The sequence below is a fragment of the Sinomicrobium endophyticum genome, assembly GCF_052983315.1.
Window position 1 is genome coordinate 162,187 of the sequence record NZ_JBRKIS010000010.1, and the last position, 15,812, is coordinate 177,998.

Below are 15,812 nucleotides of genomic sequence, written 5' to 3' on the forward strand. Positions count from 1 at the left end.
GATAAGGGCATTTTTTTATCCGATAGGAATCCGTTTAAACAAGCTCTTATCCTATCTTTGCCCCATGCAATTAGATTTTTCCTTTATTGTTCCGGTATACAACAGGCCGGGGGAAGTAGCCGAGTTATTGGAAAGCATAACCAAACTCGACTACGATCATCCTTTTGAAGTAGTTATAATCGAAGACGGATCTGACGTGCCTGCCAAAGAAGTGGCAGATACGTTCTCCGACCGTTTGCGGATATCCTATTATTATAAGGAGAATTCCGGACCGGGAGATTCCCGGAATTACGGAATGGGGAAAGCAGCAGGAAATTATTTTATTATCCTCGATTCCGACTGTATTTTACCGTCCCATTACCTGAAGGAAGTGCACGACGCCTTAACCCGCGATTACGTAAACTGCTATGGCGGACCGGATACGGCACACCCTTCTTTTACCGATTTGCAAAAAGCTATCAATTACGCCATGACCTCCACGATTACCACCGGGGGGATAAGAGGAAAGAAAAATGCCGTAGGCAAGTTTCAGCCCAGAAGCTTCAATATGGGCATTTCGCGCGAAGCTTTTCAGAAGACCGGGGGGTTCGGAAACATACATCCCGGCGAAGACCCCGACCTTACCATACGCCTCTGGGCTTCGGGTTATGATACCCGGTTCCTGGAAAATGCTTTTGTTTACCACAAACGCCGTATTTCATGGTCTAAGTTTTATAAACAGGTGTACAAGTTTGGTATGACAAGGCCTATTCTCAACCATTGGCACCCGCAGACAGAAAAGATCGTATATTGGTTTCCCTCGTTTTTTATGGCAGGGCTTATCGCATCTTTACTGTTATGGATGGCAGGGATACCGTTCTTTGGCGTTCTTTATGCCATCTTTTTCGGTGTAGTATGTATCGATGCCTTAATTAAAACTAAAAATATCAAAGTAGCTTTTTTATCCGTTTTTGCCGTACTGATACAATTTTCCGGCTACGGCTACGGTTTTATAAAGAGTACATGGAGTATAAAAGTATTTCATAAAGACCCTGAAAAAACTTTTCCGGAATTGTTTTTTAATCAAGTAGCCCAATGAGAATTGGTAAATGGAACATACCGACGAATATACGCGGAGGAAAGGCATCACAGTTTTTGCTTTTTTTCTTCGTATCCTTTCTCCTGTGGTTTCTCATCAAATTGCCTAACCGCTATACCAGTAACGTTTCCTTAAAAACCTCTTACAGCGGTATTCCCGAAAGCAAATTACTGGTGAATCCCCCGCGTACCCTGAAAGTAGATATCAATACAAAGGGCTTGCAGTTACTGGGGATGAAATATTTTGGCAGGGAAGTAGACATAGACCTGTCCGCCCTCCGGAAAACAGAAGACCGGTTTTATCTTCTGGCAGGAGACCTGAGAAAACAGCTGATAAGTGTATTGCCCGAAGATGTCGAAATCAGGCAATTTGCGGCAGATACCTTGTTTTTTTCTTTAGGTGAAAATATTATCCGGAAAGTAAAAGTATTACCTCGCACCGATATAACCTTTGCCAAAGATTACCGTATTTACGACAGTCTCACCGTATCCCCGTCAGAAATAAACGTATTCGGCCCGGATGTGGAAGTCAACCAGCTGGACACCCTGTATACCTCTAAAATAACCCTGAGAGATGTGAATGAAGATATCCTGGTGAATATGGAGATAGAAGTTCCCCGGAAATATAAAAACCTGGAATTAAGAGATAAAAAAGTAGTGGTGAAGGCCAGGGTAGAACGGTTTTCCGCAGAAAGAGTAACCGTACCGGTTTTTGTGATCAATGTGCCGGAAGAAAAGTCCGTAAGAACTTTTCCTTCAGAAGTAGAAATACTATGCGAAGGAGCGTTAAAAGACCTGAGCAAATTAAGTCCGTCCGATTTTAAGGTGACGTGCGATTTTGAGGCGCTGACAGACTCTGTAAACTATCTTCCCCTGCGTATCTCCAAAATGCCGGAGACTATACAAAAAGCGGAACTGTCCCGTCACGGGGTGGAAATCCTGGTGAAGAATTCCACACAAAACGCCCTTTAATTCCGTCAATACAGATAGAAAATCCGGTTTGTAGGTTTTTCCGTAATAAACCATATCCGTTTTTTCATTTGTATATTTAAGATAAAACAGTTAAATTAAAACAAATAACACAAAACAGGTAATGATAATAGGGTTAACAGGCGGCATCGGAAGTGGGAAATCCACTGTAGCTTCGATGTTTTCCGAATTGGGAATTCCCGTATATATAGCGGATACCGAGGCGAAAAAACTTATGCATACTCCGGAAGTCCGGGCAAAAATAACAGAAGCTTTCGGAGAAAAGGCCTATACCGATGCCGGGCCGGACAATGCTTACATTGCCGGTATCGTATTTAAGGATAAGGAAAAACTAGCGGTATTAAACGGTATTATTCACCCGGAAGTAGGCAGGCATTTTAAAGAATGGTATGCATTACAGAAAGGAACTTATGTAATTAAAGAAGCAGCCATTCTTTTTGAAAGTGGTGCATATAAAGATTGTGATGCCGTAATTATGGTCACAGCCCCGTTAGAGACCAGGATAGAAAGAGTAATGCTACGGGATGCGGTATCGCGGGAAGCTGTGATGAATCGTATTGAAAATCAATGGGATGACGATAAAAAGGTACAGTTGTCCGACTATGTCATAACAAATATAAATCTCGAAGAAACGAGAAAGCAGGTACGGGAATTACACTCCCGTTTGATAAAAGTCAAAGCTTCCCGTTAAATAAAGGATAATTTTGTTAAGGTTAGGTTAAAGCTAAGACAAACTGCATATTAAACCCTTAATTTTGCTTCGATGAGTAGGAAGTTATTTGTCCTTTTGGTTGCTTTGATGAGTTTATCCCTGATTGGTATTATTTTTGTGCAGGGGTACTGGATAAAGACAGCAGTGGACGACAAGGAAGAGCAGTTTTCCAACAGTGTCATGCAGGTATTAAAGTCCGTTTCGGACAAGATAGAGAAAAGGGAGATTGAAGATTACTCCAATAAATTCCTGCAACTTATAGATAGTATAGGAGAGTTTAAAGAAGCAGAACTGCGGCAAATACTCTTTATAGATAAAGATGAGGAAAATAATGAAACATTTATTTATTCTCATGGCGTTTTAGAAGAGGATTACGGTATATCTTCTACGTTCTTTGATAGTGAATCGGATTCTATTCCCATAAAAAGCTTTAACAGTAAGCGAAGGACTATTATTGTTAAAGAAGGGGTAGACATCGATGGTAAAGTAACATATACCCCCTCCGAAAGAATTGAAAAAATAGGAGGGATGTCCGCCATAGACAAAGCTCATTTTGAGACTTATTTCCGGCACTATGCAAAACGAAAGCCCGTAAGAGAGAGGGTTTCCGATCAGGAAATACAATTACTGTTACAACGGGAGCTTTCCGAAGCAGGAATAGATCTGCATTTTGAATATGGAGTATATGGCAACGGCCTGGCTACCAAGGTAAGGTCCAGAGATTTTGCCCTTAGCGAAAGTACCAGGTATAAAGTACCGATTTTTGTAGACGAAGAAGGAAAGACGGATTTTGACCTTCTCGTTACTTTTCCGCAGAAAAAGAAATTTCTGGTATCGAGTATTATGGGGATGGCCCTGCTGTCCATCATTTTTACTCTCATCATCGTTATAGCGTATTCCGGGGCCATTCACCAGCTTATCCGCCAAAAACAGATATCCGAGATAAAAACGGATTTCATCAACAATATGACCCATGAGTTCAAAACCCCAATTGCAACCATAAACCTGGCGCTGGATGCCATTCAAAATCCGAAAGTACTGGAACATGGAGATAAAGTAAAGCAGTACCTCCAGATGATCCGGGATGAAAACAAACGAATGCACGCGCAGGTGGAAAACGTATTGAGGATATCCAAACTGGAAAAGAACCAGATGGAAATTACCAAAGATACCCTGGATATCCACGATATTATAGAAGAGGCCATAGCGCACGTATCTCTTATGGTAGAAAACCGGGGTGGTTATATACGTACGCATTTTCAGGCAGAACAAAGTGAAGTTCTGGCCAATGAGTTTCACGTAACCAACGTTTTGGTGAATGTACTGGATAATGCCATTAAATATTCTCCCGATACACCGGAAATAGATGTATATACGGAAACCGCAAAAAACAATATCGTGATTAAAGTACAGGATCAGGGTATGGGAATGAGTAAAGCTGTACTGAAAAGAATATTTGAAAAATTTTACAGGGAACACACCGGCAATATCCACAACGTAAAAGGGCACGGACTCGGACTTGCTTACGTGAAAAATATTGTGGAAGACCACCAGGGTGTGGTTTATGTAGAAAGTGAAAAAGATAAAGGAAGTACCTTTTTTATAAAGTTACCTTTAATATAAAAATTATGGAAGCAGTAAATAAAAAAATCTTATTGGTTGAAGATGATCCGAATTTCGGTATTGTTCTTAAAGATTATTTAGCGCTAAACAATTTTGATGTGGTTTTAGCAAAGAATGGAATGGAAGGTTTCGAAAAATTCCGAAAGGAAAGTTTTGACCTTTGCATCCTGGATGTGATGATGCCTTACAAAGACGGATTCACCCTGGCAAAAGAGATTCGGGAAAAGAACGAACATATACCAATTATATTCCTGACCGCCAAAACAATGAAAGAAGATGTCCTTAAAGGATATAAGGCAGGTGCGGATGATTATTTGAATAAACCTTTTGATTCCGAAGTATTACTCTTTAAGATCAAGGCGATTCTGCAAAGAAAAGCTAATGCAGGTTCGGCAGACAGTAATCAGTTTGAGTTCCAGATAGGTAAGTTCCACCTGAACTCCAAGTTGAGATTTTTAACTTATGGAGACGAGCAACCCATAAAGCTTTCTCCCAAGGAAAACGAATTGCTGCGCCTTCTGGCCCTGCATGAGAATGACCTGATGCCAAGAGAGCTGGCGCTTACCAAAATATGGAGAGATGATAATTACTTTACCTCCAGGAGTATGGATGTGTACATTGCCAAGCTGAGGAAATACCTGAAAAAAGACGAAGACGTAGAGATTCTTAATATTCACGGAGAAGGTTTCCGATTGGTTATCAAGAGCGAAGCAGAATAAAAGATACGCTTAATATCCAGGCAACAACAATTTTCACCCCGGGCGCAGCGGAGGACTATCCCGCCAGAAAAAACTCTTCTGTGCCCGACTTTTTTAGTCGTCAGTCAGGCAATTCTGCCAGATGATATCGGTTACAGGAGGCGGGGCCGTAATGGTTATTTCTTCTTTTTTTACAGGATGAACAAAGGAAAGTTTCCTGGCGTGTAAATGAATCCCCGCATCTTTATTACTATGGTCAAATCCGTATTTCAGGTCGCCTTTGATAGGGCAGCCTATACCAGAAAGCTGAGCACGTATCTGGTGATGCCTTCCGGTGTGCAGATCTATTTCCAGCAGATAATAACGTTGTAATTTTTTCAATACCCTGTAAGTCAGGGATGCCTTTTTCGCGTCACGAACCTCTTTCGTGTGTGCGTACGATCTGTTTTGTTTTGTATTGCGTACCAGCCAGTGATCCAGGGTGTCTTCCTGCCGGGGAGGCGGGTTCTGCACTACGGCCCAGTATGTTTTACGTGCTTCTTTATCGGCGAACATCTTATTGAGCCGGGAAAGGGCTTTGGAAGTTCGGGCAAATACGACAATACCGCTGGTAGGCCTGTCCAGCCGATGCACAACTCCCACGTATACATTTCCCGGTTTCTGATATTTTTCTTTCAGGTATTCCTTAACCACCTCACTGAGAGGTTTATCCCCCGTTTTGTCGCCCTGCACAATGTCGCCGGGACGTTTGTTTATAACAATCAGGTGATTGTCTTCGTGTAGTACCTGGAGGTTGTTTTTGTTAGAAAGTAATTTCATGGCAGCCTGTGAGGACTACGGACCGTGATCTTCCGTATGAAACCGGTTTCATACGGAAGATCACGGTTCATAAATCCTGAAAAGTATTAATATTGCTCGTTATCGTTCGGAAAGTCCCTGTCTTTTACGTCATCTACATACTGAGAGATAGCCTTGGTCATATCGTCATACAGGTTCATGTAACGGCGAAGGAACCTCGGACTGAATTCATATGTCATACCGAGCAGGTCGTGTAGTACCAGTACCTGTCCGTCTACCCCGTTTCCCGCCCCGATACCGATAACCGGGATGGATACACTTTCGGCCACTTCTTTGGCAAGTTTGGCAGGTATTTTTTCCAGAACTATGGCAAAGCATCCCGTTCTTTCCAGGAAAATGGCGTCTTCCTTAAGTTTTTCCGCTTCTTCTTCCTCTTTGGCCCTCACCGTATAAGAGCCGAATTTGTAGATGGATTGTGGCGTAAGCCCCAGGTGTCCCATTACCGGGATTCCGGCATTCAGAATTCGTTTTATAGATTCTTTGATCTCCCTTCCACCTTCCAGCTTTATGGCATGGGCGCCGCTTTCCTTCATAATACGTATGGCAGAACGGAGTGCTTCCTTGGGATCCGACTGATAGCTTCCGAAAGGAAGGTCTACCGCAACAAGAGCCCTTTTCACGCCACGTATAACCGAGGAGGCGTGGTAAATCATCTGGTCGAGAGTAATGGGAAGTGTGGTTTCGTGCCCGGCCATAACATTGCTCGCAGAATCACCGACCAGGATAACATCTATCCCGGCGCTGTCCACGATCTTCGCCATGGAATAATCATAGGCAGTGAGCATGCTTATTTTCTCACCGTTTTCTTTCATTTCTATCAGAGACTTTACCGTAATTCTCTTGTATTCTTTTTTTGCGACAGACATATATTATTTATGTTTTGTAGTTTTCGGTTCTTTTATAACTGAGAAGTCAAAAGTTACTGTAAAAGTACTAAATTGTATGTTTAAAACATTATCCATGAGAGCGGTTTTATTTTTAGGGCTGATACTGAGTCTCGCAAGCCTTAATGCCCAGCCCGTACCGGAAGAAAAGACCATCAGGAATGCCGTCGAAGAATTCTTTGAAGCTTTTCATGCAAAGGACTCGAAGCGGTTAAAAGACGTTGCAGGTCCGCAGTGTATTATGCAAAGTATTTCGGTGGGTAGGGAAGGGCAGATTATCGTAAGTACAAAGTCTATCGACGGTTTTATACAAGCGGTGACAGCTTTACCGAAAACAGCGGATTTCAGGGAAAAACTCTTGTCCTTTGAAATAATGCACGACGGACTGATGGCCCATGTCTGGGCACCTTATGAGTTTTATTACGAGGACAAGCTGCACCACACCGGGGTAAACTCTTTTATCCTGTTCCGGAACGAGAAAGGGGAATGGAAGATCATCAGTATAACCGATACCAGGAAAAAGGATGTGCCGGGGTAACACATGATCTAACCGTTGGTAATTTCCCGTTAAACAGGAATTATTAAGGATGTCCCCGGGTAGTGGAAAACAGGTATTTTTTAAATTTTACGTATGAAAAACAGGCTGTTTCGGTAAACACAGTTTATTTTTACAGTGTATTATACAATTTCTTTCCGATTTTCATGAGGAAACAATTTCTTTTTACGGTGGTTTTTATCACTTTTCTGAGCAGTGTCGGGTTTGCCCAATATACGGTGAAGAATTTGCCCAGTCCGAAATTAAACGGGCAGGATTATTTTGTCAGTAATCCGGACGGGATACTGAGTTTGCAGGTGGCAGATTCCGTGAATGCCATTGCCGTGGAAATAGAACGGCAGACCACTGCAGAGTTTGCCATAGTAGTCGTCAATGATTTTTCGGGTACTGACGATTTTATTTTTGCATTTGAACTTTTTAATGCATGGGGGATAGGGAAGAAGGAAAACGACAACGGACTTTTACTTTTTATAGCCAAAGACCGCAGGGCTTACCGTTTTATAACCGGTGCCGGCATGGAAGGAATTTTACCGGATGCCCTTCTGAGACATATCGGAGAACGTCACCTCGTGCCACATTTCAGGAAATACGATTACGACGGTGGAGTATTGGAAGCTACCGGGGCTATAAGAGATGTGTTGCTATACCCGGAAAAAGCGGAAGAATTGCAGATGCAAATACGGGAGGGATCCTTCTTTTACCGCAACAAAATGGTATTTATAGATGTCGCCTTTATATTCCTGGCGATTGTGGCTTTAATGAAATGGATCGGTTACGTTATTCAAAAAAAGGTTTTAAAGGGGAAAAAGAAATTAGGCAAAGGAACCCATCTGAACCTCACGAGTGTTGCAGGAGGATGTGGCTGTATAGTGCTGCTGGTTTTTGCCGGGGTCTTTTTTCTGCTGTTCACAGGCTCGTCTCCCGAATATATTTTTCAGATGAAAATGGTTCCGTGGTACCTGGCCATTTCAGGAAGTGCGGTTGTGGCCATAAAGTATTTCCGCGGATCGAAGATCATAACCAAATCTTTTCGCGATGAAAAGAACCGTTTAAATGCCCTGGATGCATACCATAAATGGATGATAGTCCCCCTCATATTCTCACCTGTGGCCCTGTTCAGTGTTCTGAGTTATAAGAAGCGAAAGAAATCGATGGAAAAGAGGTTCGTGCCACCCGATAATTCCGGGAACTGGAAAAGACTGGACCGCGACAAACTAAAGAAAACCACAGAGTTGCTCGATAAAGGGCAGCTAAAGGAAGAGTGGGCACTGTCCAGAAGTTATGAGATATGGGAACACCAGGTTTCGGGAGAGATGAAAACGATAGGCTGGGATGGAATTAAAGCCAGGGACTTTTCCGATTGCCCTTCCTGTCATTACCATACATTCAAACAACCGCATACCAAAACCATTAAGGCCGCTACCTATAAGGCAAGCGGAAAAGGGGAACGCCTTCGGGAGTGTGTGAATTGCGGTAATACTATTTCGTTAGGCACCGTGGTCATACCCAGGAAACAAAGAAGCTCTTCTTCCTCGTCTTCCGGAGGTGGTTATTCCGGCGGAAGCAGCAGCGGCAGTTTTGGCGGTGGCAGCAGCGGAGGAGGTGGCGCCGGGGGAAGGTGGTAAGTTCCGTACTAACAGTCGGACAGGAAAACACCCACGGCAAGTCCGCCTTCCGAAGTTTCCTTGTACTTGGAATTCATATCTTTTGCAGTTTCCCACATGGTATTTACCACTTTGTCCAGAGGAACTTTAGCATTTCTCGGATCAGCATCCATAGCCAGTTCCGCCGCGTTTATCGCCTTGATTGCACCCATGGCATTGCGTTCTATGCAAGGCACCTGTACCAACCCGCCAATAGGATCACAGGTAAGTCCGAGATGGTGTTCCATGGCAATTTCGGCTGCCATCAGAACCTGTTCCGTAGACCCTCCTGACAATGCCGTCAGTCCGGCAGCTGCCATGGCAGAAGAAACACCTATTTCCGCCTGGCAGCCTCCCATAGCGGCAGATATGGTAGCCCCTTTCTTAAAAATACTGCCAATTTCTCCGGCAACCAGTAAAAAGCGTTTGATATGTCCGAAATCTGCTTCGTGATTTTCGATGACCATATAATACATAAGTACCGCAGGAATAACCCCGGCGCTTCCGTTGGTGGGAGCGGTGACCACCCTGCCCAGGGAAGCGTTGACTTCATTGACACTGAGGGCAAAACAACTTACCCATTTGAGTATCTGTCGGAATTTCACTTCGGTTTTCCTTATGGTTTCCAGCCATTCCTGTGGCGTATTGTAGGGGAGGTCCCCCTTGAGTTTCTGATAAGAATCATATGCCCGCCGTCTAACCTGTAAGCCCCCGGGCAGGGTGCCTTCAGTATGACAACCGATGTACATAGACTCCAGCATCGTATTCCATATACGCTGCAATTCCCTGTCAATTTCTTCGTCCGTTCGCAGTGATCTTTCGTTTTCCAGTACTATTTCCCAGATCGTTTTGTTTTCTCGCTGACAGTATTCCTGGAGTTGTGCCGCATTTTCCACCTGGTAGGGGAAGCGGTTGAATGCCTTCAGGTTTTCTTTGGCAGACACTCTTTCTTCACGTACGACAAAACCTCCTCCTATAGAGTAGTACGTTTCGGAATAGGTGTCTCCCCCGGAAGAAATAGCCGTAAACCGCATGCCGTTGGCGTGAAAGGGGAGGAACTCCTTGTGGAAAATAATATCTTTCTTTATGTCAAAAGCAACCGTATAGGAATTCCCGAACCGTATTTCTTTCTTCTCCCTAATGTCATTTACCGCCTCCGGAATTTCTTCTACGGGAATATATTCCGGGTCCTTACCGGAAAGTCCGAGTATCACCGCCAGGTCAGTGGCATGACCCTTTCCAGTGAGGGACAAAGATCCGTAAAGGTCTACCCTTACGGAGACTATATCCTCAAAATGCCCTTCCTCTTTAAGTTCTGCAATCCACCTTTCCGCTGCCCTCCACGGGCCCAGGGTGTGTGAACTGGATGGCCCTATGCCTATCTTGAGCATGTCAAAAACACTGATACACTCCATGTATATTTCTTTATCTTAAAAAAATCTGTTCTAATACCGGCTGAGAGGCATCCCTTTGTTCCGGACAGAAGACAGAAATAAGTGTTGTAAAGTACAATTAAACAGCATGTTTGTGTTAAATTACAAACAATATTACAGAAGCAAATATAAACGAATAGTTGTGAATCCCTAACACGGAAAGACAGTTTTTCCGGATATATAAAAAGAAAGTGACAGCAGGTGAAATATGATGATCCTTTTTTTAAAAACACGGATTGTAAAAGCGGCATTTGCACAGGACTACGAATTGAATGTAGAAGGACAGAAGCCTTTATTTTTTGTGGTTTCCGGTCAAAATGACAGGGATATTTTTGATATGGCAGTAAAATACGGGCTGTATTGTTTTGGCACAATCATTGACCTAAGGATAGCAAACGAGTAAAAATACCAAGTAAAAAATAAGAACACACTATTATGAGTAAAATTATTGGAATCGACTTAGGTACTACCAACTCCTGCGTTTCCGTAATGGAGGGTAATGAGCCGGTAGTGATACCTAATGCTGAAGGAAAGAGAACAACACCTTCTGTCATTGCATTCGTAGAAGGAGGGGAAATAAAAGTAGGAGATCCTGCAAAACGTCAGGCTGTGACTAACCCGCATAAAACCATTTATTCTATAAAGCGTTTTATGGGAAACAAATATTCGGAGTCTTCAAAAGAAGCAGGCAGGGTACCTTACAAGGTAGTTAAAGGCGATAACGATACCCCGCGTGTGGATATAGAAGGAAGGTTGTACACTCCCCAGGAATTATCTGCAATGATACTTCAGAAAATGAAGAAGACGGCAGAGGATTACCTCGGGCAGGAAGTGACGGAAGCGGTTATTACCGTTCCCGCATATTTTAACGACTCCCAACGACAGGCTACCAAAGAAGCCGGGGAGATCTCCGGACTGAAAGTACAGCGTATTATCAACGAACCTACGGCTGCTGCCCTGGCTTACGGACTGGACAAGTCTAACAAAGACCAGAAGATTGCCGTGTATGACCTTGGTGGTGGTACTTTCGATATATCTGTCCTCGAACTTGGAGACGGTGTTTTTGAAGTGCTTTCTACCAACGGAGATACCCACCTTGGAGGGGATGACTTTGACCAGGTGATTATAGATTGGCTTGCGGATGAGTTTAACAAGGAAGAAAACGTAGACCTTCGTAAAGACCCGATGGCATTGCAACGTCTGAAAGAAGCAGCCGAAAAAGCCAAGATCGAATTGTCTTCTTCCTCACAGACCGAGATAAACCTGCCATATGTAACAGCTACGGCTTCCGGCCCTAAACACCTTGTGAAAACATTGACCAGGTCCAAGTTCGAGCAACTGGCTGATGAACTGGTGAAGCGATCTATGCTTCCTTGTGAAAAAGCCCTTAAAGATGCCGGACTTTCCAAATCGGATATCGATGAAGTGATCCTGGTAGGTGGTTCTACCCGTATGCCCAGGATACAGGAAGAAGTGGAGAAATTCTTTGGTAAAAAACCGTCCAAAGGGGTTAACCCGGATGAAGTAGTTGCCATCGGTGCCGCTATTCAGGGAGGTGTACTTACCGGAGATGTAAAAGATGTACTGTTACTGGACGTAACACCTTTGTCTCTCGGAATTGAAACTATGGGAGGAGTGATGACCAAACTTATAGAGTCCAACACGACCATCCCAACAAAAAAATCGCAGGTGTTCTCTACGGCTGCGGATAACCAGCCTTCTGTGGAGATCCACGTATTACAGGGAGAAAGGCCCATGGCAACTGATAACAAGACTATAGGACGTTTCCACCTGGACGGAATTCCACCTGCACCGAGAGGAACGCCTCAGATTGAAGTTACTTTTGATATCGATGCCAATGGTATTATAAAAGTATCTGCGACAGACAAGGCTACGGGAAAATCCCAGGATATCCGTATCGAAGCTTCTTCCGGACTCACCGAAGAAGAAATCGAGAAAATGAAGAAGGAAGCTGAAGCGAATGCCGAAGCAGATAAGGCAACTAAAGAAAAAGTGGAAAAGCTCAACGAAGCTGATGCCATGATCTTCCAGACGGAAAAACAACTGAAAGAATTCGGGGATAAATTGTCAGCAGACAAGAAAAAACCGATAGAAGATGGATTGGAAGAGTTGAAAAAGGCCTATGAAAGCAAGGATATTGCGGTTATTGAGCCTGCTCTTGCCAAAATAAACGAAGCCTGGAAAACTGCCAGCGAAGAAATGTACAAAGCACAGGCAGAAGCACAGCAAAACGGTGCTCCGGGTGCAGATGCCAATGCCGATGCGGCCTCCGGCGAAGGAGATAAGCAACAGGGCGACGATGTGCAGGATGTGGACTTCGAAGAAGTGAAATAAGAGTGTTATAACCTTTAAGCAAGATAAAAAAGCTGTCCGGAATTTTTCCGGGCAGCTTTTTGCTTTTTGGTTAACTTATAACCTCTTTCAGATGAAGAGGAGGAATAATATCTTACCCACCAGGGTAGATTTATACTCCGTTCCGATAACCACCCGAATGCCAGGAGGTAGCTGGTTATATTCGGTTAAGTATTAATCCTCCCGATTTACGTTTTTTACCGGCAACTTCAATACTGTAATAATATATGCCATTGGTAAGTCGTGCAAGGGATATAAAATCCCGATCGGAAATAACCTGTTTCCGGAAAATGAATTTGCCTTCTACCGAATACAGGTAGATATATACTTCCTTGTCTTCTTCGATACTTTTGCTGTAAACATTTATCCCATCCGAAGTAACCGGGTTAGGGAATACAAGGAACGGCGTTGTGGCCAGGTAGATAGCATTGACGGTTTCGGAATAGATTTCGGTACCGTCCTCCAGGATAAGTTTGGCACGGTACATATTGCCTCCTTCAACGGGATTATTGTCCCATACCCGGAATTCCTTTTGATTGATCGGGTTTATTTGTTGTATAAGTTCTTCTTCTCCGTAAGTTATTTTGTAGATCTCGATCCTTTGTGCTCGGTATGTACTACCAAGTGAGAAATAGAGGAGGATGCGATTTTCATCCTCCAGGTTAGTGGCGTATATAGATTCCCAATAGCATTGTTCCCTGTCCGTAATAATGGAAACGGTTTCGCTGCGAATTCCCGTTACATTATTCGTATATACGGGGGCAACGGCATGGTACCGGGAGTCACCGGAGATGATGTATGTGGTGTCGGTAACCTGCTCGGTAAATGTCATCGTGTTATTTTGAAGGGAAAAAATATCGTAAGCGATGGCTGCGGTATTTTTTGTCCACGATATTTCGATAATATCCCCGCATTTCAGGCTGATACGGGGCCGTAGAGCGTACGAGATAAGAAACGGAGGGGATATGAAACTCTCACTGCCGATAGTCATTCGCAAAGTAGCTGTCTTACCCTCTTCGGTGACCGGGTCCCAGGAAAAATATCCCGGAGACAGGGCAACTTCATTATGTATGGTATTCCAGGTACTTCCGCTATCATAACTTACATCCAGTTTGCCATTAGTGATTGGAAATGTATTTCTCCATCGTAAAAAATCGGTTGAAATACCGTCATAGGGGAAACTGTTGCCTGCTACGGGATTCACCCATTCAAAATCATTTGTCTTTATCCAGGAGTACGCGATGGAAAAATTCTGGTTATCGCCGGTTATGGCATGTCCCTGTACACGTATGGTTACTGTATTCTCCGTTATATTTTCCACAAATACCTGCTCCGTATTGTTAATATGGTCCTTACCACGTACGGCAGGTTTGTTAAGTGCTTCTTCATTGGCGTTATGATCAAGTATCCAGGGATCCACGGTTTTACTTCCGTGGATTACCGTCAAATCCAGATCGTTGACCAATGCTATGTTGGAGTTGGGTTCGGCGGGAAGATCTGTCCAGGAGAGAGTGACTTTCAGGGTGCCGGCATCTTCCGGAACAGGGATAGTATATTCCCGGGCTTGGGCATAGCCTACGCTTCCCGAAATAAACTGTTTATTCTTTAATATTTCCCAGCTTTCATAAGCATTGGCATTACCATATCCGGTGTGGAAATCGGGGCCGGGAGTATCTATGTCATCCGCCCCGTTTATCAGTATGGCTTTTATCAGGGACGAAGGAGGAAGGGAGTCCTGGTGTTCTTTTCGGTAATACTGCTGCAATAATAGTGTTATGCCCGATACAAGAGCATTGGCGTTGGAAGTACCAATGGAACTGAAGGCCGTGAGGTCGGGTTTTATCCTGCCGTCGTATGCAGGCCCTTTGGAGGAAAAAGAAGGAACGGATAATTGCGTGTCCAATGCCCCCACGGTGAGTATATTTTTGGCCATTTTAAAATTTCCCGTAATATTGGCGAATCCGGGAATACCCGAATAAACACCATCCGAAGATGTTTCGCTACCGGAATTTCCGGAAGAAAAAAGATGGACCTGTAAGGGGTTGTCGTACAAATAAGCGTCATATGCTTCGGCCAGGGAACCGTAGAAATTTTCGATTTGCGTGCCGTAAGAATGGTTTTGAGTAACAATGTCCAGGCTTTGCAGGTCTGTATCCGGATAAAGCGATCGGAAATCGGAGGAAGATAAGCGCGATTCCGGGGCTGCGCCCTTTCCGTTTATCGAAGTATTTCCAAGTCCCGTGGCGATTGTTGCCATATCTGTGGCATGTCTGCTAACATCTTTCGCCTGATTTCCGGAGGCAATATGTTTACCCGAAATGTCTATGTCGTCTATATTATAAAGATCATCCTTTACCGATAATATCATGTTTTCTCCCAGGAGTTCGGGGACTTTTTCGTGTAACAGTGAGATGCGGTTTACGGCGAGGTTCTGGTCCGGTATAGTGCCTTCGCGGACAGGGACCAGGGATTCTTCTCCTATATAAGTGACACAATCCAACGGTAAGATATGATCGTGTATATATAGGCCGGATGTTTTTATCATCAGATACCCGTTGTATAGAGGTGTGCTGTGCAGTCCGTGTTTTCGTATTGTGTCCTCCAGACAGTTTTTGTCCAGGGTTTTGATGATGTATGCGGTTTTTCCCTTTGCGGACAGATCAACACCCGGGGATATTTTCCATAAATCGTTTACCGGGAGTATTTTATCCTGACCGTATTTCCGCTTTGCGATATCCGGGTTACGATTCATGCGAACTATACTATGTTCCCGGTCGAGAATCCTGATGGTCGTATATTCTCCGGAAAGCTTTTCAGCCACCCCGTTTTTTACCAAATAATACTTCCCTTCCTGGTTTTTCTGTAGGAAACAATGCCATTTTTCCGTTTGCCCGTAAAAACTTAAAGAAGTTATAAATAGTAAGAAAAACAAAGGTTTTTTCATGCTCATGTTCACAAATTAATG

At 43.8% G+C, this 15,812-nt stretch carries 13 protein-coding genes; 9 read left to right on the plus strand and 4 right to left on the minus strand.

Going from position 1 to position 15,812, the window contains the following annotated elements; translation table 11 throughout:
* Positions 1-64 precede the first annotated feature (64 nt).
* The 5 genes from ACVBDU_RS03205 to ACVBDU_RS03225 all read left to right on the plus strand — a co-directional run bounded on the left by ACVBDU_RS03205 (position 65) and on the right by ACVBDU_RS03225 (position 5,121).
* Entirely contained in the window at positions 65-1,078 is a 1,014-nt protein-coding gene (locus ACVBDU_RS03205) for a glycosyltransferase family 2 protein (RefSeq protein ID WP_447178338.1), read from the plus strand.
* Positions 1,075-2,049, plus strand: a complete 975-nt coding sequence (locus tag ACVBDU_RS03210) for a YbbR-like domain-containing protein (RefSeq protein WP_447178339.1) — start codon at positions 1,075-1,077, stop codon at positions 2,047-2,049. The genes ACVBDU_RS03205 and ACVBDU_RS03210 overlap by 4 nt, the downstream gene beginning before the upstream one ends.
* A 121-nt stretch (positions 2,050-2,170) precedes the next feature.
* The gene (gene coaE, locus ACVBDU_RS03215; RefSeq protein ID WP_447178340.1) at positions 2,171-2,758 is read left to right on the plus strand and encodes a dephospho-CoA kinase; all 588 of its coding nucleotides are present in this window, start codon (positions 2,171-2,173) and stop codon (positions 2,756-2,758) included.
* A 72-nt stretch (positions 2,759-2,830) separates the two neighbouring features.
* On the plus strand, positions 2,831-4,402 hold the full coding sequence (locus ACVBDU_RS03220; protein ID WP_447178341.1) for a sensor histidine kinase: 1,572 nt from the start codon (positions 2,831-2,833) through the stop codon (positions 4,400-4,402).
* 5 nt (positions 4,403-4,407) lie between these two features.
* Positions 4,408-5,121: a response regulator transcription factor gene (locus tag ACVBDU_RS03225; RefSeq protein ID WP_447178342.1), complete on the plus strand. Its 714-nt coding sequence runs from the start codon at positions 4,408-4,410 to the stop codon at positions 5,119-5,121.
* A 93-nt stretch (positions 5,122-5,214) separates the two neighbouring features.
* Here the strand turns inward: ACVBDU_RS03225 and ACVBDU_RS03230 are convergent, their stop codons facing one another.
* Both ACVBDU_RS03230 and panB read right to left on the minus strand, forming a co-directional pair.
* Positions 5,215-5,919 carry an RluA family pseudouridine synthase gene (locus ACVBDU_RS03230; RefSeq protein ID WP_447178343.1) on the minus strand — a complete coding sequence of 235 codons (705 nt, stop codon included), beginning with the start codon at positions 5,917-5,919 and terminating at the stop codon, positions 5,215-5,217.
* A gap of 86 nt (positions 5,920-6,005) precedes the next feature.
* The gene (gene panB, locus ACVBDU_RS03235) at positions 6,006-6,824 is read right to left on the minus strand and encodes a 3-methyl-2-oxobutanoate hydroxymethyltransferase (protein WP_447178344.1); all 819 of its coding nucleotides are present in this window, start codon (positions 6,822-6,824) and stop codon (positions 6,006-6,008) included.
* 76 nt (positions 6,825-6,900) lie between these two features.
* Here panB and ACVBDU_RS03240 point away from each other — a divergent pair, with 76 nt between their 5' ends.
* Positions 6,901-7,380, plus strand: coding sequence for a Cif family virulence factor (locus tag ACVBDU_RS03240; RefSeq protein ID WP_447178345.1), 480 nt, complete (start codon positions 6,901-6,903; stop codon positions 7,378-7,380).
* Between the two features lie 164 nt (positions 7,381-7,544).
* The gene (locus ACVBDU_RS03245; protein ID WP_447178346.1) at positions 7,545-9,023 is read left to right on the plus strand and encodes a TPM domain-containing protein; all 1,479 of its coding nucleotides are present in this window, start codon (positions 7,545-7,547) and stop codon (positions 9,021-9,023) included.
* An 8-nt stretch (positions 9,024-9,031) separates the two neighbouring features.
* Here the strand turns inward: ACVBDU_RS03245 and ACVBDU_RS03250 are convergent, their stop codons facing one another.
* Positions 9,032-10,456, minus strand: coding sequence for an L-serine ammonia-lyase (locus ACVBDU_RS03250; protein ID WP_447178347.1), 1,425 nt, complete (start codon positions 10,454-10,456; stop codon positions 9,032-9,034).
* Between the two features lie 226 nt (positions 10,457-10,682).
* On the opposite strand from ACVBDU_RS03250, the gene ACVBDU_RS03255 reads away from it, so the two are divergent.
* Both ACVBDU_RS03255 and dnaK read left to right on the plus strand, forming a co-directional pair.
* On the plus strand, positions 10,683-10,877 hold the full coding sequence (locus ACVBDU_RS03255; protein ID WP_447178348.1) for a hypothetical protein: 195 nt from the start codon (positions 10,683-10,685) through the stop codon (positions 10,875-10,877).
* A gap of 32 nt (positions 10,878-10,909) precedes the next feature.
* Positions 10,910-12,829 carry a molecular chaperone DnaK gene (dnaK, locus tag ACVBDU_RS03260; RefSeq protein WP_447178349.1) on the plus strand — a complete coding sequence of 640 codons (1,920 nt, stop codon included), beginning with the start codon at positions 10,910-10,912 and terminating at the stop codon, positions 12,827-12,829.
* A 175-nt stretch (positions 12,830-13,004) separates the two neighbouring features.
* Here dnaK and ACVBDU_RS03265 read toward each other — a convergent pair whose 3' ends face one another.
* Positions 13,005-15,791: a S8 family serine peptidase gene (locus ACVBDU_RS03265; protein ID WP_447178350.1), complete on the minus strand. Its 2,787-nt coding sequence runs from the start codon at positions 15,789-15,791 to the stop codon at positions 13,005-13,007.
* Between the last annotated feature and the right edge of the window lie 21 nt (positions 15,792-15,812).